This window comes from Haloferax gibbonsii (genome assembly GCF_001190965.1).
Taxonomy (GTDB): Archaea; Halobacteriota; Halobacteria; order Halobacteriales; family Haloferacaceae; genus Haloferax; species Haloferax gibbonsii.
Map to the genome: position 1 here is coordinate 677576 of NZ_CP011947.1, position 21214 is coordinate 698789.

The 21214-nt window shown below is 68.6% G+C and carries 23 protein-coding genes; 11 read left to right on the forward strand and 12 right to left on the reverse strand.

Annotated features, from left to right (window positions below; genetic code table 11):
* Nucleotides 1-38 precede the first annotated feature (38 nt).
* Entirely contained in the window at nt 39-527 is a 489-nt protein-coding gene (locus ABY42_RS03630; RefSeq protein WP_004972722.1) for a DoxX family protein, read from the reverse strand.
* Between the two features lie 429 nt (nt 528-956).
* Between ABY42_RS03630 and ABY42_RS03635 the strand changes: the two genes are divergently transcribed.
* A complete protein-coding gene (locus ABY42_RS03635) occupies nt 957-1739 on the forward strand; it encodes a DUF7388 family protein (RefSeq protein WP_050458744.1) in 783 nt (260 codons plus the stop codon).
* A 262-nt stretch (nt 1740-2001) separates the two neighbouring features.
* On the forward strand, nt 2002-3150 hold the full coding sequence (locus ABY42_RS03640; protein WP_004972718.1) for an NAD(P)/FAD-dependent oxidoreductase: 1149 nt from the start codon (nt 2002-2004) through the stop codon (nt 3148-3150).
* A gap of 48 nt (nt 3151-3198) precedes the next feature.
* Here ABY42_RS03640 and ABY42_RS03645 read toward each other — a convergent pair whose 3' ends face one another.
* Both ABY42_RS03645 and ABY42_RS19720 read right to left on the reverse strand, forming a co-directional pair.
* On the reverse strand, nt 3199-3693 hold the full coding sequence (locus ABY42_RS03645; RefSeq protein WP_004972716.1) for an Hsp20/alpha crystallin family protein: 495 nt from the start codon (nt 3691-3693) through the stop codon (nt 3199-3201).
* Entirely contained in the window at nt 3690-3848 is a 159-nt protein-coding gene (locus ABY42_RS19720; RefSeq protein ID WP_004972714.1) for a DUF7559 family protein, read from the reverse strand. The genes ABY42_RS03645 and ABY42_RS19720 overlap by 4 nt, the downstream gene beginning before the upstream one ends.
* Before the next feature lie 157 nt (nt 3849-4005).
* On the opposite strand from ABY42_RS19720, the gene ABY42_RS03650 reads away from it, so the two are divergent.
* Entirely contained in the window at nt 4006-5703 is a 1698-nt protein-coding gene (locus ABY42_RS03650; protein ID WP_050458745.1) for a radical SAM protein, read from the forward strand.
* A 176-nt stretch (nt 5704-5879) separates the two neighbouring features.
* Here the strand turns inward: ABY42_RS03650 and ABY42_RS03655 are convergent, their stop codons facing one another.
* From ABY42_RS03655 to ABY42_RS19725, 5 genes are all read right to left on the reverse strand, one after another.
* Nucleotides 5880-6284, reverse strand: a complete 405-nt coding sequence (locus ABY42_RS03655; protein ID WP_004972711.1) for a TRAM domain-containing protein — start codon at nt 6282-6284, stop codon at nt 5880-5882.
* Nucleotides 6285-6349: 65 nt separating this feature from the next.
* On the reverse strand, nt 6350-7078 hold the full coding sequence (locus tag ABY42_RS03660) for a YkgJ family cysteine cluster protein (RefSeq protein ID WP_050458746.1): 729 nt from the start codon (nt 7076-7078) through the stop codon (nt 6350-6352).
* A 96-nt stretch (nt 7079-7174) separates the two neighbouring features.
* Entirely contained in the window at nt 7175-7957 is a 783-nt protein-coding gene (locus ABY42_RS03665; RefSeq protein WP_050458747.1) for an MBL fold metallo-hydrolase, read from the reverse strand.
* A gap of 193 nt (nt 7958-8150) precedes the next feature.
* Nucleotides 8151-8423, reverse strand: coding sequence for a winged helix-turn-helix domain-containing protein (locus ABY42_RS03670; protein ID WP_004972706.1), 273 nt, complete (start codon nt 8421-8423; stop codon nt 8151-8153).
* A 121-nt stretch (nt 8424-8544) separates the two neighbouring features.
* Nucleotides 8545-8706, reverse strand: a complete 162-nt coding sequence (locus ABY42_RS19725) for a hypothetical protein (protein WP_004972703.1) — start codon at nt 8704-8706, stop codon at nt 8545-8547.
* A 114-nt stretch (nt 8707-8820) separates the two neighbouring features.
* Here ABY42_RS19725 and ABY42_RS03675 point away from each other — a divergent pair, with 114 nt between their 5' ends.
* Entirely contained in the window at nt 8821-9576 is a 756-nt protein-coding gene (locus ABY42_RS03675; protein WP_004972701.1) for a class I SAM-dependent methyltransferase, read from the forward strand.
* A gap of 70 nt (nt 9577-9646) precedes the next feature.
* A complete protein-coding gene (locus ABY42_RS03680) occupies nt 9647-10549 on the forward strand; it encodes a glycosyltransferase family 2 protein (RefSeq protein ID WP_004972699.1) in 903 nt (300 codons plus the stop codon).
* Between the two features lie 6 nt (nt 10550-10555).
* Here ABY42_RS03680 and ABY42_RS03685 read toward each other — a convergent pair whose 3' ends face one another.
* Complete coding sequence (locus tag ABY42_RS03685) at nt 10556-11380, reverse strand: amidohydrolase family protein (RefSeq protein ID WP_004972697.1); 825 nt, start codon at nt 11378-11380, stop codon at nt 10556-10558.
* A 174-nt stretch (nt 11381-11554) separates the two neighbouring features.
* On the opposite strand from ABY42_RS03685, the gene ABY42_RS03690 reads away from it, so the two are divergent.
* The 4 genes from ABY42_RS03690 (at nt 11555) to ABY42_RS03705 (ending at nt 15797) form a co-directional block, all read left to right on the forward strand.
* Nucleotides 11555-12205 (forward strand): helix-turn-helix domain-containing protein, encoded by a 651-nt coding sequence (locus ABY42_RS03690; RefSeq protein ID WP_050458748.1) that lies wholly within the window; start codon nt 11555-11557, stop codon nt 12203-12205.
* A 54-nt stretch (nt 12206-12259) separates the two neighbouring features.
* A complete protein-coding gene (locus ABY42_RS03695) occupies nt 12260-12541 on the forward strand; it encodes a HalOD1 output domain-containing protein (RefSeq protein WP_004972693.1) in 282 nt (93 codons plus the stop codon).
* Between the two features lie 188 nt (nt 12542-12729).
* Nucleotides 12730-14292 (forward strand): thermosome subunit alpha, encoded by a 1563-nt coding sequence (gene thsA, locus ABY42_RS03700; RefSeq protein WP_004972691.1) that lies wholly within the window; start codon nt 12730-12732, stop codon nt 14290-14292.
* A 188-nt stretch (nt 14293-14480) separates the two neighbouring features.
* On the forward strand, nt 14481-15797 hold the full coding sequence (locus ABY42_RS03705; RefSeq protein WP_050458749.1) for an APC family permease: 1317 nt from the start codon (nt 14481-14483) through the stop codon (nt 15795-15797).
* Nucleotides 15798-15826: 29 nt separating this feature from the next.
* Here ABY42_RS03705 and ABY42_RS03710 read toward each other — a convergent pair whose 3' ends face one another.
* The 3 genes from ABY42_RS03710 to ABY42_RS03720 are packed head-to-tail and all read right to left on the reverse strand — an operon-like array spanning nt 15827 to nt 17845.
* Nucleotides 15827-16501 carry a trimeric intracellular cation channel family protein gene (locus tag ABY42_RS03710; protein WP_050458750.1) on the reverse strand — a complete coding sequence of 225 codons (675 nt, stop codon included), beginning with the start codon at nt 16499-16501 and terminating at the stop codon, nt 15827-15829.
* Complete coding sequence (locus ABY42_RS03715) at nt 16501-17292, reverse strand: SAM hydrolase/SAM-dependent halogenase family protein (protein WP_050458751.1); 792 nt, start codon at nt 17290-17292, stop codon at nt 16501-16503. The genes ABY42_RS03710 and ABY42_RS03715 overlap by 1 nt, the downstream gene beginning before the upstream one ends.
* A gap of 1 nt (nt 17293) precedes the next feature.
* Nucleotides 17294-17845 (reverse strand): nicotinamide-nucleotide adenylyltransferase, encoded by a 552-nt coding sequence (locus tag ABY42_RS03720; RefSeq protein ID WP_050458752.1) that lies wholly within the window; start codon nt 17843-17845, stop codon nt 17294-17296.
* A gap of 169 nt (nt 17846-18014) precedes the next feature.
* Between ABY42_RS03720 and lonB the strand changes: the two genes are divergently transcribed.
* Nucleotides 18015-20099: an ATP-dependent protease LonB gene (gene lonB, locus ABY42_RS03725; RefSeq protein ID WP_050458753.1), complete on the forward strand. Its 2085-nt coding sequence runs from the start codon at nt 18015-18017 to the stop codon at nt 20097-20099.
* Between the two features lie 6 nt (nt 20100-20105).
* Complete coding sequence (locus tag ABY42_RS03730; RefSeq protein ID WP_050458754.1) at nt 20106-21149, forward strand: CPBP family intramembrane glutamic endopeptidase; 1044 nt, start codon at nt 20106-20108, stop codon at nt 21147-21149.
* The last annotated feature ends 65 nt before the right edge of the window (nt 21150-21214 follow it).

A 21214-nucleotide genomic window follows, 5' to 3' on the forward strand; every position in this document is an offset into this window, starting at 1 on the left:
AACTCCCTTTCCGCCCCCCGTGCCCCCCGAGTACCTCCTCAGCCGAGGAGGTACTTGAGCGCGGGGCGCTGGCGGACGAACTCCATCTTCTCGATGATGGCGTCGAGGCCGAGGATACGGCCCGCCGCGAGGGTGCCGACGATGGCGAACATCATCAGCCCGAACAGGTCGCTGTTGACGAGACCGTGGCCCCAGTCGGCGTTCCCGAGGTAGAAGAACACCATCAGGACGCCGCCGAAGAAGGCGGCGAGCCGGACGAGTGCCCCCACGATGAGCCCGAGACCGATGAGGAACTCGCCCCACGGAACCATGATGTTCGTGAGGTCGAGGAGCCACGGAGTCGCGGCGGCCCACGCGAAGAAGCCCTGCAGCGGCGAGGCGGCGGGGGCGTTCGCGAGGTAGCCGCCGGCGTTGAACGCTTCACCGGTTATCTTCCCCCAGCCCGCGTGGAGGAACCAGTAACCGGTGATGAGGCGGGTCAACACGAGCACGTAGCCCGTGACGCCCCGCGAGTAGTCGAAGTCCATCCTGTTCCCCAGCATCTCGATTTGTGCGTTAGCGGCCATCTCGGTTCACCTTACATCTGAATCGTCGGCCGCGAACCCCATATAACGGCGACGCGATTTCCGAATCTATAGAACTGGGAATCACCGAAAACGGGCGTCTGAGACTGTCACGATTCATTTTCGACTACTACTTCGAGTTTAGAATTGCGTCCTGAATACAATCGTGGCAGTACGACGGACGAATCATCGGTATTCCGCCGTGAGACGAGTCGTCACGCGATTCGCCGCCGCTCGCCGCCGCTTCGAAACGGGGTATATAAACGTCGTCGGGAGAGCTATCATCGCCGTCACCGACAGGGTTTTGGCCTCCTCCGCGCTATCCGTTCTCACATGGTCGCACAGACGATGGATCGCGTTCCGCGACGGTACTGAAAGTTCTGTGGTGATAGTATGTTGACCGCCGAGCGTGCGGTCTCGAAAGCCGGTCTGGACGCTGTCGCACTCAAGCCCGCCGAGTGCGACGTGCGCGAGGCGCTGTCGGTCCCGCTCGACATCGTGGCTATCGACTACGAGGGCCGCGAGCGACTCCCCGACGAGGACGTGCTTCGCGAACTCGCGGCCGAAAAAGAGATTCGACTGACCACGCCGGTCCGCGCCGACGGCTTCGACCCGCTCGGCGACGACTCGCTGTACGAGTGGCTCCCCGACGGGATTCGGCAGGTGCTCGTGGCCGGCCACGGCGCGTATCTGACCGACGACGAGGCGCGCCGCGCGGTCGCGCCCCGTCTCCGCGCCGCGAGAGAGCGCGCGCCCGACGCGTGGGTCGGCACCGAGGGCATCGAACGAATCGCCCTCGCCGCCGGCGGCACCCAGTACGAACTCCTCTCGCGGTCGACCCGTAGGGACGTTCGGGCGCTCCGGGCCGCCGGCTTCGACGGCGAAATCGCGGTCTACGCCCCGACCGCCCTCACCGACGACGACGACGAGATTCTCGACGCCGTCGGCGCGTACGTCTCTCGCCGCCGTCCCGTCGCTCGCGCGCTCCCCGACGACGCCGCGACCGACGCCTCGGCCGAGGGCCGCGCCCGCGAGGTGCTCCTGAAGGCCTCGCGCGACTACGCGCTCATCGGCTCCGTGACCGACGTGCGCCGGCGAATCGACGACCTCCGCGACGCCGGCATCGACCTCGTGGTCGGCTACCCGGCCCGCGGCGTCGACGAGTTCGCCGAGTAGTCCGGCGCGCCGCCAGCCGGTCACCCGCGCTCGTCCCGTCCCTGCACCGAGCACCGGAGGCCTTTTACGCGGCCGCCGGAGAGGACAGGTGACGGCACGGTCGGGTGGCTCCTTTCGGACCCACGTGGTTTCCACGCGGGCCACGGCCGGCCGACCTACCCCGTCTCTCTACACATCCTGAGCGACCGCGCCGCGCGGGTCTCGACCGACGTTACGACCGCGAGCGGCGGCCATTCAAGTCGCTCGCCGACGCAGACGGGGTATGAACGAATCGGCGCGCGTCGCCGTCGTCGGCGCGGGCGCGGTCGGCCTGACGACCGCCTTCGACCTCGCCGAGCGCGGCGCGCGAGTCACGCTGTTCGAACGCGACGCGCCCGGCGGCGGGTCGACGGGCCGCGCCGCCGGCATCTGCTACGACGCCTACGCGGAGGACATCGACGTGGCCGTCGCCGACCGCGCGATGGCCCGGTTTCGGAGCCTCTCGGGCGAGGGCGGGTTCACCTTCCACGAGACGCCCTACGTCTTTCTCGCGCGCGAGGGCGACGACGCGGCGGCCGCGGCCCTCGAAGAGTCGGTCGAGCGAATGCGGGTCCACGACCGCGCGGTGTCGCTCGTCGGAGCCGACGAACTGGCCGACCGGTTCCCGATTCGGACCGACGACGTGCTCCTCGCGGGCGTCGCCGAGAACGCCGGCTGGGCCGACCCGGCGGCCTACGCGGACCTGTTCGTCGAGAAGTGCGAGTCCGCGGGCGTCGAGTTCCGCGTCGGCGACGCGGTGTCGCTCCGAACCGACCCGCCGGGCGTCGCCGTCGACGACGTGGTGACCGCCCGCTTCGACGCCGTCGTCGTCGCGGCCGGCGTCCACTCGCGCCGCCTGCTGGCCGACGCCGGCCACCCCATCGCGCTCAAGCCGTACCGGGCGCAGGCGCTCGTCGCCGACTGCGACTACCGCGGACCGACCGTCTACGACGCGACCGACGAGTCGTACCTTCGGCCGCACCCCGGCGGCGTCCTCGCCGGCGACGGCGTCGAACCGGTCGAGCCCGACCCCGACGACTGGGACCCGACCGCGGACGACTGGTTCGTCGCCGACGCGCTCGACGCGGTTCGGCACCGGGCGACGGTCGGCGACGCGGGCGGGTCAGAGCTCGAACTCGACCGCGCGTGGGCCGGCCTCTGCGGGGCGACCCCCGACCGGAACCCGCTCGTCGGCGCGGTCGCCGACGGCGTCTACGTCGCCGCCGGCTGGCACGGCCACGGCTTCATGTGGTCGCCGGCAATCGGTGAGCGACTCGCCGAGGCGGTGCTCGGCGACGGTCGGGCGTCGATACCGGACGCGTTCGACCCTCGGCGCTTCGACGGCGACGAGGAGTTCGCGGTGGTCGAGGGGATGACGCTCGACGGGGAATGAACGAACGGGAAAAGAGGGCGGTCGCCGCGTCGCGCCCGAAACGACACTTCAGGCGTCTTGGTCGTCCACGTCGCCGAAGTCGACTTCGTCGTCGGCCTCGGACTCGGTGTCGGTGTCGGCCTCGCCTTCGTCTTCCTCCTCGGTCACGGCGATGTCGCTCGCGCGCTCGTCCTTGGGAATCCGAATCTGGAGCGTGCCGTTCTTGCCGACCGTGGCGGTCCCCTCGGCGGCTTCGACCGACGCGTCGGAGGGGATGGTCGCCTTCCCCGAGAGCGTGAGGCCGCGGCCGGGGAAGCGCATCTCGTAGCCCTCGTGGAAGTCGCGGAAGCGGTCGATGCGAATCTCGACCTCGCCGTCGAGGAAGCGGACCTGCACGTCCTCGGCGCGGGCACCGGGCGCGTCGAAGACGACGAGGTAGGCGTCCTCGGATTCGAGCAGGTCGTGGGCGAGGGGCTTGCGCTCTTGCATCTGGCTGACGCCGCGGCCGACCCGTTCGAGGACGGCGTTCGCCGCCGACTCGCCGAACTTCCGCAGGTCGCTCATAGCTGAATCTCCTCCAGGAAGCGGGACTCGCCGCAGTACGGACAGGAGAAGTCCGCCACCGTCACGTCGTCGGGCATGTCGTAGGTGTAGTGCAGCTCGAACATGTCGAGTTCGCAGTCCTCGTTGGCGCACTTGACTTCGAGGGTCGCGGGCATGGCCGTCAGTTACGCTCCCACGCTCATAAACGCGCGGGAGGCGGAAGCGACTCACGGACCGCGCCATCGTCGACGCCTGCGGTCGCCCTCCCACGACTACCCCCGTCTGCGACCGCCGACCGGTTGCGTTTTCCGCGTCGAACCCGAACCGCGACCGATGACCGACCCCGCCGACCTCACCGTGACTATCGTCGACGGATACGTCGACGAGCCGGCGCACTTCGGCGTGCCGCCGTACATCTCGACGTATCCCAGGTTCACCGCGGGTGCGGTGGTCGACGCGGGCGTCCCCGAGTCCAACGTCGTCTACCACACCATCGACGAACTCCGCGAGGACAGACAGAAGTGGCGCGACGTGGCCGACGCCGACCTCATGATTTACATCGGTGGCATGACCGTCCCCGGCAAGTACGTCGGCGGGACGCCCGCCGAACCCGACGAGGTCCGCGAACTCGCGTGGGTCGCCGAGGGCACCGCGCTCATGGGCGGGCCGATTCGATTCGGCGTCGGCGACGAGAACGCCGGCGGCCAGGACATGGAGCGCAAGAACCTCGACTACGACTTCGTCGCCAAGGGCGACATCGAGGCGGCCGCGTACGACCTCGTCGACACCGGCCTCGAAGGCTTCGGTAACCGCATGCGCGACAACGAGGAACTCGACCGCTGGGCCGCCACGGGCGCGTTCGTCGTCGAACAGCACCCCAACCACCCCGACCACCTCATCTGCGAGATGGAGACCTCGCGTGGCTGCGCCTACCGCTGTTCGTTCTGCACCGAACCGCTGTACGGCAACCCCGCGTTCCGAACCGCCGATTCCGTCGTCAAGGAGGTCGGGAACCTCTACAACCGCGGCGCGCGGCACTTCCGGCTCGGCCGACAGGCCGACATCCTCGCGTTCGGCGGCGACGGCGAGGCCCCGAACCCCGACGCGCTCCGCCGGCTCTACGGCGGCATCCGTGAGGTCGCCCCCGACCTCGGCACGCTCCACCTCGACAACGTCAACCCCATCACCATCGTCGGCTGGCCCGAGAAGTCCCGCGAGGCGCTCCGCATCATCGCCGAGCACAACACGGCCGGCGACACCGCGGCGTTCGGCCTCGAATCCGCCGACCCCGTGGTCCAAGAGGAGAACAACCTCAACGTCTCCGCCGACGAGTGCTTCGAGGCGGTCAAAATCGTCAACGAGGTCGCCGGCTGGCGGCCCGGCGACGACCCGGCGGACGCGCCGACCCACGGCCCGGACGCCGCGAACCGACTGCCGAAGCTCCTCCCCGGAATCAACCTCCTCCACGGGCTGAAAGGCGAGCGCGAGGAGACGTTCGAGCACAACAAGCGGTTCCTCCAGCGCGTCTACGACGAGGGGCTGATGGTCCGCCGCATCAACATCCGGCAGGTGATGGCGTTCGACGGCACCGACATGTCCGACACGGGTGCCGACATCGCCCGCGACCACAAACAGCTGTTCAAGACGTACAAAAAGGAGGTCCGCGAGGAAATCGACCGCCCGATGCTCCGCCGGGTCGCCCCCGCGGGCACGGTCCTCCCGAACGTCCACCTCGAATACCACCAGGACGGCCGGACGTTCGGCCGCCAGCTCGGGACCTACCCGCTTTTGGTCGGGATTCCGGGCGAGCGCGAACTCGGGAAGACCATCGACGTGGCCGTCGTCGACCACGGCTACCGCTCCGTCACCGGCGTTCCCTACCCGCTTGACTTCAACGAGGCGTCGATGGACGAACTCACCGCCATCCCCGGCATCGGTCGCTCGACCGCCGGCGACATCGTGGTGAACCGACCCTACGCCGACGCGGCCGACGTGGGCGTCGACGCCGACGTGACGAAGTACGTTCAGTAGCCGACTCAGTTCCCAGAACCTGATTCTTCACGTGCAACCGCGCTCTCTCTGCGCGCCGACAACGGCCGTGCGTTCACTCGCAAGCGTGGTGCGTCGTTCACTTGCAGCCGTGGTCTGTCGGTCGCGGGAGAGCGTCCCGTCGAGACGAACGGCGTCGAACCGCGAAAAGAGCGCCGTCAGAAGTCGTCTTCGACGACTTCGCCGACGGCGAAGTTAGACTTGACCTCGGTGATTTCGACCTTCACGCGCTCGCCGACTTCGGTGCCGGGGACGATGATGACGTAGCCGCGTTCGACGCGGGCGATGCCGTCGCCCTGCTTGCCGATGTCCTCGATTTCGACGTAGCGGAGTTCACCGGCTTCGACGGGCGGTTGCGGTTCGGCCGAGGGCGTCGGTCCGGCGTTCGATTCGGACTCGGCGGGCTCGTTCGACTCGCGGGAGATGAGCGCGACGCGGTAGGTCTCGCCGGGTTCGACGGTTCCGGTCTCGACTTCGCGGCGCGGGATTTCGACGACGTATCGGTCGTCCTCGGTGCGAACGTCAGCATTGAACAGACACAGGAGTTTATCTGAGATTTCCACCGTAAGACCTCCAATATGTGGTCAGGCCGGAGTGTTAAAGATGTACCGCAGTCATCGGGATTCGACTACTGAACCCGCGTCCCGTCGAGCCGTTTCGCGCCCTCCGAGTCGTGGACGACCACCTCGCCCGGCCCGGTCTCGACCGGCTCGTAGGCCTCGGTGACACCCCGCGCCTCGCGTAGCTCTCGGACCGCCCGCTCTTTCAGCGCCCGCGCCAGCTCCTCTGCGTCCTCCCGAGAGATGTCTCGTCCGAGCCCCTCGCACTCGTGGGCGCGGACGACGCCCTCCTCGTCGACGGCCTCGCCCATCGGCTGGCTCGTCCCGCCGAGGGCGACGCTGAACGGGTAGGTCTCGCAGATGAGGGGGCGGTCCTCGTGGACCTGACAGGCCCCCTGCCCCTCGTCGTCTTCCTCGTAGAACCGGCAGTCGCCGCAGGCGCTCGTCTGGAGCGCCCACTCGAACGTCTCGCCCTCGGGGCCGTCGTCGCCCTCGACGAGGCCGTAGGGCATCGGGCGAGCAACGTCCCGCCACTCCATCGGGGTTCCCGACTCGTCGTTCGAGTCGTCTCCGCCGGTCCCATCGCCGTCGGGGTCGGTGGCTCCGCCGGCCTCCTGCAGGGCGCGCACCTCGTCGGGAAAGACGGTCGCGGTGTGCGGTTCGGGGCCGTCGTCGCCCTCGTAGCCCTTGCAGCAGGCCCCGCAGCGCGTGCACTCGAAGCCGATGGACTCGATGGCGTCGGCGAGTTCCGACACGTCGAGGTCGCGGGCGCGGTCCAGTTCGGCGTCGAGGTCCATACCCGCGATGCGGGCGCGAGCCCAAAGAGGGGCGCGGTTTTTCGCGGGAGCGCGAGCCTCGGCCACCCGCGGACCCGGACGCCGACGACGCGCGACCTACCGCGGTTCGACTCGCTTCGCCTCCGGGTCCCACCGGACCCGACGCTCGGCGGCGAGTTTCTCGATGTGCGCGACGACCGTCGCGCGGGCGAGGTCGCGCACGGCGGACACGTCCTTCTCGTAGGCGGCGTCGGTCACGGCGTCCGGCGTCGCGTTCCCGGCCAGCACCGCGTCGAGGACGGCCCGTTCGCGGTCGTTTCGGTGCGCGACGAGCCGTGCCAGCGTCGCCCGCGGGTCCGTGATTTCGGGGCCGTGACCCGGAAGCAGCCGCTCGGGACCGCGCGCGTGGAGTCGCCTGAGCGCGACGAGGTAGGCGCGCACGTCTCCCTCGGGCGCGCCCACGACGACGCTCCCCTCGGCCACCGCGAGGTCGCCGCAGAGCACGCCGTCGCCGGCGACGAAGCTCACGTGGTCGCGGGCGTGCCCCGGCGTGTCGAGCACTTCGACGCCCGCGCCGACGGGGAGAACCGACCCCTCTGAGAACGTTCGGTCCGGTTCGACGCCGGTCGCGTCCGAGAAGGCGCGCTCGCGGCCGCGACGACACCAGACCGTCGCGCCCGTCTCGCGGGCGTAGGCGGCGACCGCGCCGACGTGGTCCGCGTGGGTGTGGGTAACCGCGATGTGGTCGACGCCCTCGCGCGCGACGAGGGAGTCCAGTTCGTCGGTGCGGGCCGCGGGGTCCACGAGCAGCGTGTCGCCGCCGTCGGCGACGAGGTAGGCGTTCGTCGCGCCGGTCGGCGCGCGGGTGGCGACGGGGACGGAGACGCGCGTGACGTGCATACCGGCGGCTACGCTCGCCGACGGGTTATAGTAGCGTTTGCAAGTCAATGTACACTCAATCGTACGCTGTCGTGCGATTGGATGTGTAACCAGTGCAAACGCTACTATAGATGGTTCGAGAGAAGTGGTGGCTTGGTCTGCGGGAGTGCGCCCCCGCGGGCGTGTTCTGTCGCGCTATCGGTGGACCGCGTGCTTACGTGTTGAGGAAGTAGACCTGCTTTCGCGCGTCCTTGAAGGAGTAACGCGAGCCGACGAGGTCAGACTCTTCGAGACGGTTGAGCGCGTAGCGGACGGTGCGGTCCGGCAGCAGCGACTCCTCCGCGAGCTGGCCCTGCGAGAGGGGCGCGTCGCTTTCGAGGACTTTTGCGACGAGCTTCGCGCTCGGGGGAAGCTCGCGGAGGCGCTCTCGGAACTCGGATTCCGAGAGCAGGTCTTCAGTATCTGGCTCTGCAGTGGTGGTGCTCATACCCGACACAGTCGGTTGCTCCGTGTTAAGGGTTAGCTACAAGTGTGTGAAAAGAATCCAGACACATAATACACATATTAATATCGTGCGTTTGTTGGAAAATCGCCCGCGAGTAGGCGTCTCACTCCGCGTTTCGCATTCTATCGACCGAAGGAGTGCCGAGTCGATAGCTCCCGAGCGGCGCGTGACACGCCGGGCAGTGGACGACGAGCCACCCCTCGCTGACGTGGCGCGTCAGTTCAGCCGCATCACAGGTCTCACCGCAGTTTCTGCATGTTGGCATATGGCACGATACGCGCTCAGCGGGGGAAAACCTCTCTGTCGTCGCTCGCCGAACCCCGCTTCCGCACCGCGTATCCAGTACCGTTTTAGGCTCCCCCCCGCGAGTATGCGTAGCGTGAAAGGAAAGGAGTGGTACCAGGCCGACGAGGTCGCCCAGGAGTACGACTCGAAGCGGTTCTCCAAGGGCGGTCGCCTCATCGACCGGCGAGAGAAGGAGGCGGTCCTCGCGGCGCTCGGCCCCGTCGAGGACAAGAACGTCCTCGAAATCGCCTGCGGGACCGGCCGGTTCACCGTGATGCTCGCCCAGGAGGGGGCGAACGTCGTCGGACTGGACATCTCGCGGGCGATGATGGTACAGGGGCGGGAGAAGGCCCGCAGAGCGGGCGTCGCCGACCGCATCGAGTTCCTCCGCGGCGACGCCGCGCGGCTGCCCTTCCCGGACGACCACTTCGACGCGGTGTTCGCGATGCGGTTTTTCCACCTCGCGGACACCCCGGCGAAGTTCTTAGCCGAAATGGCTCGCGTCTCGAAACAGCAGGTGTTCTTCGACACGTTCAACGACGGGAGCCTCCGGGTGGCCTACAACTGGCTGCTCCCGATGGGGTCGCGGCTCTACTCGGAAGGCGACGTGCGGCGGCTGCTCGGCGACGCCGGGCTCGACCTCGCCGACGCGAAACACGACTTCGTCATCCCGTTCGGCTTCTACCGGAAGGTCCCCAACGGCATCGCACAGCCGTTCCGTTCGCTGGACCTCGCCGTCGGCGACTCGCCGGTCGGCGACGACCTCGCGTCCGTGTCGTACTGGAACGCGCGGGTCGAGTCGGCCGACGAGCAGTCCCGCGCGGCGACCCGGGCGAGCGACGCCGAGTGAGGCGTTCTCACGGCAGAATTTAACACGATTCTCGATTCACATTTAAGTACGTCCACCGCAACTGTCGGGTATGGATCTCTCGGTTGTGCTCCCGACGCTCAACGGTCGGGACCGGCTCGCCACCAGCCTCGACGCGCTGGCCGAGCACGCCCCCGACGCGGAAGTCGTCGTCGTCAACGGCCCCTCCGCCGACGGCACGACCGGGATGGTGAGAGAGCGCGACGACGTGGACGTGCTGGTCGAAATCTCCGACCGCAACCTCAACGTCGCCCGCAACGCCGGCCTCGAAGTCGCCGGCGGCGACGTGGTCGCGCTCCTCCGATACGACCTCTCCGTGGAGTCGTCGTGGCTGTCGGCGCTCGAAGACGGCATCGCCGACGCCGACGTGGTCACCGGGCCGATGCACCAGACGCTCCGCAACGGCATGACGACGGAATCCCTCGAACGGAACGCCATCGGCGGCCGCACGGTGACGTACTTCAACGGCGGCAACGTCGCGTTCCGCCGCGAGATCATCGACGCCCTCGACGGCTTCGACGAGTACCTCCAGACGGGCGGCGCGCGCGACGCGGCGCACCGACTCGCCGGCTTCGACCGCTCGGTCGCGTGGGCGCCCGAGATGTGCGTCCGCCGCGAGTTCGAGGCCGACGGCGGCATCTCCGAACGCGACTGGGGCTGGAAGTACCGCTCTCTGACCTATCGGCTCGTGAAGAACTACGGCGTCAGGCCGGGGACGGTCAAGCGGACGACGAAACACGCGATTTCGGACGGCGTCGACGCCGCGCTCGGCGTCGTGAAAGGCGACGTGACTCCCTCCGGGTGGGTCGGGACCGGCCGCGACGTGGTCGGCGGCATCGCCACGGGCGTCTCGGACGGGTTGGTCGCCCGCGCCCGCGACCGAACCCGCGCCCGAAACCCCCACGGCCGGTCGAAGCGCGCCGACCGCGCCGTCGCCCGGTACGACTGGCGCTGACTCGTTTTACCGCTCTCCGGGGCCGAGCGCCTCGATGACCCGCGCCGCGTTCTTCGAGAACGCCTTCGCCAGCGCGTCCTCCGACACGTCGAGCGTCAGAATCTCCATGACGCCCACGTTCGGGTGGGTCTCGGGCGCGCCGCTGCCGAACAGCACGCGGTCCGGGTGTTCGAGGAGCGCGCGTTCGAGGACGCTCCGGTAGCGGACGAAACTCGTGTCGAGGTAGAGGTCGTCGTGGTCGTCGAGGAGGTCGATGGCCTCGTCCATCAGTCCGCGGTCGAGCGGGAAGCCGCCGAAACTCGACAGGATGACGGGGAACCGACCGAGCAGCGACTCGGCGACGGCGCTCGGCTCGAACGCCTGTCCGCCCTCGACGAAGACGGGAAGCCCGACGTCCTCTAGCATCGCGAGCGTCTCGTCGTCGGGGAGCCCGTCGACAGCCGGCGCGAGCGAGAACCCGTGGAAGCGGTCGTCGTAGGCGTACTGCTCGATGTCGCCGGGGTCGGCGTGGTGGTCCGCCCGCGACGACGTGAGGTTTCGGAGCCGCGCCGAGGCACGACCGCTCGGGTCGCGCGGCCCGTTGATGCGGGCGAACGCCAGAAACGGCCGGTCGACGCTCATCCGCGCGACCGCGTTGTTCGGACGGAGGTAGCTCTCCTCGACCCGCTGTGCGCCCGGCGAGACGACGGCGCGGACGACGCCCGCCTGATGCAGTTCGCGCTCCAGCCGCTCGGGGCTTATCTCCCGCCCGCGCGCCGCAATCGACTGCTCGTCGGGGTCGAGGCGGGCGTTCACGTCCACGACCCTGAACCCGTGTTCCAACTCCAGCATTGTCGAGTCACTCATCGGTGTCCGCCAAATAGGTTGCAGAATCCGCCGTAGTCGTTTCATCGAGTACACAGTACCGACGCGTTCGTTCAGCGTCGCGTGACGTTCATTCCTTCACGACGGTAGGGAGAGACGCTGAAACGCAGTTTTTTGGCCTACTCCACCTATCGTCCACGCGTGTGCCTCATCGTCGAGGTCGTCGCCCCGCTGTCCGCGCTCCCGTTCGGTCCCGCGGCCGAGGAACACGACGTCGAACTGGAGCTGGAACGGTCCGTCCCGACCGCCTCGCAGGCGGCGTCGTTCGTCTGGGTCCGCGGTCCCGACGCGGGGGCGTTCGGAGAGTCGGCGCGGTCGCTTCCGAGCGTCGACGACCTCACGCTCGTCGAATCCGTCTCGGACCGGGCGCTCTACGGCGTCTCGTGGGACGTCTCTCAGGCTCCGATTTTCGACGCGTTAGTGTCCAGAGACGCGGTTCTCTTAGAATGTCTCTCGACCGATGACTCGTGGTGGCTCAAGCTCCGCGTCTCCTCGCACCGCGTGCTGACCGACCTCAGACGCGAGTGGGCGGCCCACGGCATCGACGCCGAGTTCGACCGCATCACGTCCGTCGCGGCCGAGGAAGCGCCGGCGAGCGAGGGACTGACCGACACGCAAGTCGAAGCCCTGATCCTCGCGCTCGACCGCGGCTACTTCGACGAGCGACGGGACACGTCGCTCGACAAGCTCGGTACGGAGCTCGGAATCTCGCGGCAGGCGGTCGCGGCCCGCCTCAAACGCGCCTATCGAACGCTCGCAGAGCGAATTCGCGACGAGCGACCCCCACAATAACGGGTTACATAATCAACGCACACCAATAGGTACCCGACTACCCATTCGGACTATATGGACGACCCGCTCGAAGATGGAGCCGGGTCCGTGGTAACCACCTCCGTCGACCGCTACGACGAGGTGGCGGTCGCCATCGCTTCGGCGGTCGCGACTGCCACGGAACTCAGCCCACTCGAACTCCCGCCGCTCTCGGACATCGGTGTCGACCCCGAAGCGCTCGACGTTCTCTTTCGCCTCTCTCACGACCCGTCTCGAAGGTTCTCGTTTCAGTACGCGGGCTATCTCGTCTCGCTGTTCGGCGACGGAACGCTCACCGTCGACACGCTCGACGAGTAGCGAGGCGCGACCGGCCGCCGACCGCGACACGAACCCCATGGCGGCTCCCCGAACCCTGCGACGCCCGCCCCGCGCTCGAATTCGAAAACCGTCGCCCTGTCGTGCGATTTCGTAGCTCGGCCTCGCCGAAACGTATTTATAGAACTGCAATCGTTGATAGCGGTTGAGGTTTCAACATGGCTTCACGAATGCAGCAACCGTTATACATTCTCGCAGAGGGGACGAACCGAACGCACGGCCGCTCCGCGCAGGACTCCAACATCCGCGCCGGAAAGGCGGTCGCCGAAGCCGTACGGACCACACTCGGCCCGCGCGGCATGGACAAGATGCTCGTCGACTCCTCGGGCGAGGTCGTCATCACGAACGACGGCGCGACCATCCTCGAGAAGATGGACATCGAGCACCCCGCCGCGCAGATGATCGTCGAAGTCTCCCAGACCCAAGAGGAGGAAGTCGGCGACGGCACGACCACCGCGGCCGTCCTCACCGGCGAACTCCTCGCGCACGCCGAGGACCTCCTCGACGACGACCTCCACCCGACGGTCATCGTCGAGGGCTACACCGAGGCCGCCCGCATCGCCCAAGAGGCCATCGACGACATGGTCCTCGACGTGACGCTCGACGACGACCTGCTCCGCAAGGTCGCCGAGTCCTCCATGACCGGCAAGGGCACCGGCGACGTGACCGCCGACGTGCTCGCCAAACACGTCGTCAAGGCGGTCCAGATGGTCCACGGCGACGCCGACGGGGCCTTCCACCGCGACGACGTTCGCGTGCTCACCCGCACGGGCGCGTCCTCCTCGGCGACCGAACTCGTCGAGGGCGTCGTCCTCGACAAGGAACCCGTCAACGAGAACATGCCCCGCGCCGTCTCCGACGCGACCGTCGCGGTCCTCGACATGAAACTCGACGTGCGCAAGGGCGAGGTCGACACCGAGTACAACATCACCTCCGTCGAACAACTCACCGCCGCCATCGACGCCGAGGACAGCGAACTCCGCGGCTACGCGAAGGCCCTCAAGGACGCCGGCGTCGACGTGGTGTTCTGCACCAAGTCCATCGACGACCGCGTCGCGGGCTACCTCGCCGACGCGGGCATCCTCGCGTTCAAGAGCGTGAAGAAGTCCGACGCTCGCGCCCTCGCCCGCGCGACCGGCGCGAAGCGCCTCGGCTCGCTGTCCGACCTCGACGAGTCCGACCTCGGTCACGTCGACTCCGTGAGCATCCGCACCTTCGGCGACGACGACCTCGCGTTCGTCGAGGGCGGTTCGGCGGCGAAGGCCGTCACGCTGTTCCTCCGCGGCGGCACCGAACACGTCGTCGACGAACTCGAACGCGCCATTCAAGACGCGGTCGACGTGGTCGTCGCCGCCATCGACAAGGGCGGCGTCGTCCCCGGCGCGGGCGCGACCGAAATCGCCATCGCCGACCGCATCCGCTCGGAGGCCGCCGGCATCGAGGGTCGCAAGCAACTGGCCGTCGAGGCCTACGCCGACGCCATCGAGGCGCTCCCGCGCACCCTCGCCGAGAACACCGGCATGGACCCCATCGACGCGCTCGTCGACCTCCGCTCCCGATACGAAAACGAGGGTATCGCCGGCATCATCTCCACCGGTCGCTCCGGCGAAATCGGTGACCCCGTCGAACAGGGCGTCATCGACCCCGCCGCGGTCAAGCGCGAAGCCATCGAGTCCGCGACCGAGGCCGCGACGATGATCGTCCGCATCGACGACGTCATCGCGGCCAAGTAACCGAACCGTCCGCAGAACACACTCCCCCATCCAACCCATCCTCCGGCGGCGCGCTCCGCCGCCGGGCCACTTCGTGTCGCTTTTTCCGTCTGTCCGCTCTCACACGGCCGCTCCAGAGCCGTGCCGCGGCGCGAGCACATATCAACTGGCCGCTACGTTCTTCAGTCGCGAGCGTCGAACTGCACTCCATGTCCGACGAAGTCGGGCTTCCGGAAGCCGTGTCGATGGCGATCGGTGGAATGGTCGGCGGGGGTATCTTCGCCGTGCTCGGCGTCGTCGCCGGCGCGGCCGGGACCCTCGCGTGGGCGGCGTTCGTCGTCGCCGGCGTGCTCGCGGTCTGTGCCGGTTACTCGCTCCTCCGGCTGAACGGTCTGTGCGAGTCGCCGCGGTCGCCCGTCGGCTACGTCGAGCGGTTCACCGACAGCACCACGCTCTCGGGCGTCGTGGGTTGGACCTTCGTCTTCGGCTACGTCGGGACGATGGCGATGTACGCCTACGCCTTCGGCGGCTATTTCGTCGAACTCACCGGCGTCTCGTCGGTCGCGTCGGTCTCGATACAGCCGTTCGTCTCCGCGCTCACCGTCGCCGCGTTCGTGGGCCTCAACGTCTTCGGCGCGCACGCCTCCGGGCGGGCCGAAGACCTCCTCGTCGGACTCAAGGTCGCCATCCTGCTCCTGTTCGGTCTCGGCGGCGTCGCCTACGGCGCGACCCACGGCGGCCTCGGGTTCGGCCTGTCGAACGTCGGTATCGGCCCGCTCGTCGCGGCCGCCGTCTCCTTCGTCGCCTTCGAGGGGTGGGAGCTCCTGCTGTTCGACCAGGAGAACATCGCCGACCCCCGGGAGACGGTCAGAAAGGCGGTTTACATCTCCATCGCGGGCGCGACCGCTCTGTACGTCCTCGTCGCGCTCGTCACGACCAATCTCGCCGGAATCGACGCCATCCAGCGGCACGCCGAGACCGCGCTCGCGGTCGCGGCCCAGCCGTTCCTCGGACAGGCCGGGTTCGTCCTCATCTCGGTCGCGGCGCTGTTCTCCACGGGCAGCGCCATCAACGCCACGCTGTTCAGCTCCGCGCGGCTCTCGAAGCGCCTCGTCGCCGACGACCTGCTCCCGAGTCGGCTCCGCGACGACTCCGCCGACGAGCCGATTCGCCCGCTCGTGACGCTCGGGGTGCTCGCCGCCGGGTTCGCCTTCCTCGGAAGTCTGGACGCCATCAGTTCGTTCGCGTCGCTCGCGTTCATCAGCATCTTCGGCGGCCTCTCGCTTCTCGCGTTCCGGGAGCGCGAGAACCTCCGGACGACCGTGATTCCCGCCGTCGGAACCGTCGGCGCGCTCGGCTCCGCGGTCGCGCTCCTGTGGCACCTGTTCGACGCCGAGCGCGGGACGTTCTGGACCGTCCTCGCGCTCGCGGTGGTCGTCGTCGGCGTCGAGGTGCTCTACTTCGAGCGCGAGGCCATCGCGGACGAGGTCCAGTCCGCGGAGCGGCGCGTGGAAAACGAACTGTAACGTCCGGCGCGCGGCCTCGGATTCGCCACTCAGACCCGCGGTAACCGCCAGTCGTAGCGGAGCGCGAGCAGCCGAACCGAGAAGACGAGCGCGGCGCACAGCCCCGAGGGGACGCCGGTCGGCGCGCCGGCCGCGCGGGCGGCGAGGAACCCGATGCCCCCGACGACCGCGGGCGTCGCGTAGAAGTCGTCGCGGAGGACGACCGGCACGCGCCCGATGAGAATATCGGCGATGGAGCCGCCGCCGACGGCCGTGATGGTCGCGAGGATGACGACGCCGAACGACGTGACGCCGGCGTCGACGCCGACGAGCGCGCCGGTCGCCGCGAACGCCGACAGCCCGACCGCGTCGGTGGTCAGGAACGCCGGGTGGTCGCGCACGCGGCCCTCTATCGAGTGGATGAGGACGATTGCGAGGCCGACGCCGACGAGCGCGACGCTCATGTCCCACGTCGCCGCGAGCGAGGCCGGCAGCCGGTCGACCAGCACGTCGCGGGTCGTCCCGCCGCCGAGGGCGGTCACGATGCCGAGCACGGAGACGCCGAACACGTCGAGACCGGCCTCGGCGGCCTTGAGCGCGCCGGCGACCGCGAACGCGAGGAGGCCGACGACGTTCATCACCGCGAAGGGGTCGACCTCGGGGACGACGACGGTGACGGGGACGGCGGCGGAACTGAGGGCGAGGGCGGAGACGAGAACGCCCATCAGTCGACCCGGAGTTCCACGCGGTCGCCGGGCGCGAGGCCGAACGCCTCGTCGCCGCGGCCGTGGTTCACGTCGCACTCGACGTTGCCGTGACTGCCGACGGTGACCAGTTTCTCGCCGCGCGGGACGGCCTCGAAGGTGCGACCGACCGGGACCGACTCGCCGTTTACCGTCGCGCGGTCGCCCGCCGCGTCGCGGACGAACTCGCCCGGGACGTTGGTGATGCAGTTGCCGAAGTCGTCGACGACGAGCACCTCGCCCGTCGCCTCGCGGCCGTCGGCCGAGACGGTCGCCTCGGGGAGGCGGCACTCGGCGAGCGAGTCGACGGGAATCGGTTCGAAGCGGTCGACCGACCCGAGCGCCGACGCGCCCGCGACGTGGGCGTCGGCGGCCGCGGGCGCGAACACGTCCCGCCCGTGGAAGGTCGTCGAGTCGGGGTTCGGAACGTCGATTTCGTAGGCTTCGACCGGTGCGTCGGCGTCGCCGAGGGCGTCGACCACGCGTCTCGCTGGCGGGCGGAGAACGCCGTTGTCGGGGCCGACGAGAACGTGGTCGCCGACGCGGAGGACGACCGCGCGCCGGTCGGTCCCGACGCCGGGGTCGACCACGACGAGGTGGACCGCGGGCGGGAAGTACGGAAGCGTCTCGCGGAGCCAGAAGGCGGCCGCGCGAACGTCCTGCCGCGGGAGGTCGTGGGCCACGTCCACGAGTCGCGCGTCGGTCCGCGAGAGGACGACGCCCTTCATCGCGGCCGGGTACGCCAGCCCGAAGTCGGACGCGAGCGTAATCATCTCAACAGGGGTTCGAGTCGCGGCTCCCGTCGTCGCCGACGCGCTCCGACCCGTCGGTGGCCGTGACGCGCTGGAGGCGCTCGATACCGTCGATTTCGCGGACCACGTCGGCCACCTCGTCGGGGACGAGCGACTCCCAGTCGCGGTCTTCGATCATGCGCTGGCGAACCTCCGTGCCCTCCAGCACCTCGCGGTTGAACATGGGCGACTGGTGGACCTCGACGCCCGCCTCTTTGAACAGTTGGATGACGAGCGGGTTGTTGGAGTACGCCACCTCGAAGGCGGGGGACATCGACTGGACGTGGCTGACCCACACCGAGTTGCGGTCGAGGTCCTCGATGGGGACCGCGTAGGTCGCGATGTCGAAATCCGAGACGGCCTTGTTGACCATCATGATTCGTTCGCCCGCGGTGAACGGGTTCCGCGGCGAGTGCGAGTCGCCCGCGGACCCGATGCCGAGGACGAGCTCGTCGACCTCGGTGGCAATCTCTTCGACCATTCGGTGGTGGCCGTTGTGGTACGGCTGGAACCGGCCGATGTAGAACCCCCGCATGCATCGGGCGTTAGTCCGGATTACTTATAAATACGCCGAGTCACGAGAATTCCGGTATTCTGGTGGTAGGGCCGTCGAAACGCGAGGTTACGGCAAGGTACGCCGGATGCACCCGGGGAGAAAGTATATCAGTCGCAGGGCCTACGTTAGAAGTAGCGACGACAGTTCTATGAGTAACGATACGAACACCGACGACAGCCTCCACGAGCGGGAGGATTCACCCGACGACGCGCCCTCCGAAGAGGGCATCGACGACGGGGGGACGCTCCAGCACGACGAGGCCGAAGAGGTCGACAAGAAGACAATCGACGACCTCGGGAGCGATGTCGAAATCGACGCCGACGTGGCCGAGAACGTGGACGAAGACGACCTCCTCGGTGGTCTCCGGATAGAGACGACCGACGAGATTCCCGTTCCGGACCGCCTCGTCGACCAAGTCATCGGGCAGGAGCACGCCCGCGACGTCATCATGAAGGCGGCCAAGCAGCGCCGCCACGTCATGATGATCGGCTCCCCGGGGACGGGGAAGTCGATGCTCGCCAAGGCGATGTCCGAGCTTCTCCCCCGCGAGGAGCTTCAGGACGTGCTCGTCTACCACAACCCCGACGACGGCAATCGCCCCAAGGTCCGCACGGTCCCCGCGGGCAAGGGTGACCAAATCGTCGAGGCGCACAAAGAGGAAGCACGCAAGCGCAACCAGATGCGCTCGTTCCTCATGTGGATCATCATTGCGGTCGTGCTGGGCTACTCGCTCATCATCGCCCAGCAGGTCCTGCTCGGCATCCTCGCCGCGGGTATCATTTACCTCGCGTTCCGCTACGGCTCGCGCGGTAGCGACGCGATGATTCCGAACCTCATCGTGAACAACGCGGACCAGAAGTCCGCGCCCTTCCAGGACGCGACGGGTGCCCACGCGGGTGCCCTCCTCGGCGACGTCCGCCACGACCCGTTCCAGTCCGGCGGCATGGAGACGCCCAGCCACGACCGCGTCGAACCCGGCGCGATTCACAAGTCGAACAAGGGCGTCCTGTTCATCGACGAGATAAACACCCTCGACGTGCGCAGCCAGCAGCACCTGATGACGGCCATCCAGGAGGGCGAGTTCTCCATCACGGGCCAGTCCGAGCGCTCCTCGGGCGCGATGGTCCAGACCGAACCCGTCCCGACGGACTTCATCATGATCGCCGCGGGTAACCTCGACGCGATGGAGAACATGCACCCCGCGCTCCGCTCCCGTATCAAGGGGTACGGGTACGAGGTGTACATGGACGACACCATCGAGGACACCCCCGAGATGCGCCGCAAGTACGCGCGCTTCGTGGCCCAGGAGGTCACCAACGACGGCCGGCTCCCGCACTTCACCGAGGAGGCGGTCGAGGAGCTCATCCTCGAAGCCCGCCGCCGCGCCGGCCGCAAGGGCCACCTCACCCTCGAATTCCGTAACCTCGGCGGCCTCGTCCGCGTCGCTGGCGACATCGCCCGCGGCGAGAACGCCGAGCTGACCACCCGCGACCACGTGCTGCAGGCCAAGCGCCGCGCGCGCTCCATCGAGCAGCAGATCGCGGACCAGTACATCGAGCGCCGCAAGGACTACGAGCTCTCGGTCAACGACGGCTTTGTCACCGGCCGCGTCAACGGCCTCGCCGTCATGGGCGAAGACTCCGGCATCATGCTCCCCGTGATGGCCGAAGTCACGCCCTCGCAGGGCCCCGGTCAGGTCATCGCGACCGGCCAGCTCAAGGAGATGGCCGAAGAGTCCGTCCAGAACGTCTCGGCCATCATCAAGAAGTTCTCCAACCAGGACCTCTCGGAGATGGACGTGCACGTGCAGTTCGTCCAGACCGGCCAGCAGGGCGTCGACGGCGACTCCGCGTCCATCACGGTCGCGACCGCCGTCATCTCCGCGCTGGAGGACATCCCCATCGACCAGTCTGTCGCCATGACCGGCTCGCTGTCGGTGCGCGGCGACGTCCTCCCGGTCGGCGGCGTCACCCACAAGATCGAAGCCGCCGCGAAGGCCGGCTGTTCGACGGTCATCATCCCCGCCGCCAACGAGCAGGACGTGATGATCGAAGACGAGTACAAGGAGATGGTCGACATCATCCCCGTCTCGCACATCAGCGAGGTCCTCGACGTCGCCCTCGAAGGCGAACCCGAGAAGGACTCGCTCGTGGACCGCCTCAAGAGCATCACCGGCTCCGCCCTCAACAAGGGCAAGGGCGTCAAGGGGCCGTCCAGCCCCAGCCCGCAGTAACGCCGGATGACCGACTGGGCGGCGTTCGCAGGCTTCACCGGCCTCGTCCTCGCCGTCTTACTCTCTCTCGCGCACCTTTCTCGCGGCGTCCCGCACGCGGAGGGGACCGGCTCCGACGCACTCGACGCGCCCGCCGCTCCGGGCGACGGCGCTTCCGATTCCGACTCCCGAGCGACTGCCGCGGGCGACTCCGTTTCGACCGCTGCCGAGTCGGACGAGACCGACCACTCGGCCGAACTCGACACCGTCTCTCTGGCTTCCTTTTCGGTCGATTCGGCCGACGCGTCACCGCGTCCCGAGTCGTCGACGCCCGCGGAGGGCGACGTTGCGGACGACGACCACGCTGACGTTGACACCGCCCCTGAGTCCGAATCCGAACCTGAGTCCGACACCGACTCCGACCGGGCGACACCCCCCGGCGTCACCGCGGCCCCCGTTTCGGCCGTCTCGGAACGCTCCGGCTCCGCCGAGGACCTCCCGCCGCACCTCCTGCTGGCTAACGTCGCGCTCTCGCAGGCCTTTCTCGGCGGCTTTCTCGGCCTCGGCGCGTGGTACGCGGGCGTGCCGGCCGCGGCGCTCGGCCTCTCCGCCGCCGACCTCCCGACGCAACTCGCCGTCGGCGCCGGACTCGGACTCGCGCTCTACGGGGCCAACCGGGTCGGTTCGACGGTCAGCGAGCGGTTCGGCGTCGCGCCCGACGAGGCGGTCCGCGAGTCGCTGACGCCGCGGACGACCGCGGGCTGGGTGTTCCTGTTCGCGGTCGCGCTTCCGCTCATCGCCGGTTTCGAGGAGTTGCTGTTTCGGGGGGCGCTCGTGGGGGCGGTCGCCGCCGGCTTCGACGTGTCGCCGTGGCTCATGGCGGCGGTGTCGTCGGCCGCCTTCGGCGCGGGTCACGGTGCGCAGGGCCGACTCGGCATCATCGTCACCGGCCTCCTCGGGTTCGTCCTCGCGGCGGCGTTCGTCCTCACCGAGAGCCTGCTGGTCGTGGTCGTCGCCCACTACCTCGTGAACGCGTTGGAGTTCGCCGGCCACGAACTGTTCGGCTGGTAGCGGGCGTCGGACGCGCCGCCGAGTCCCGCCGAACCGCTCGCCGTCGCGGCGGCGGCGCGGGGATG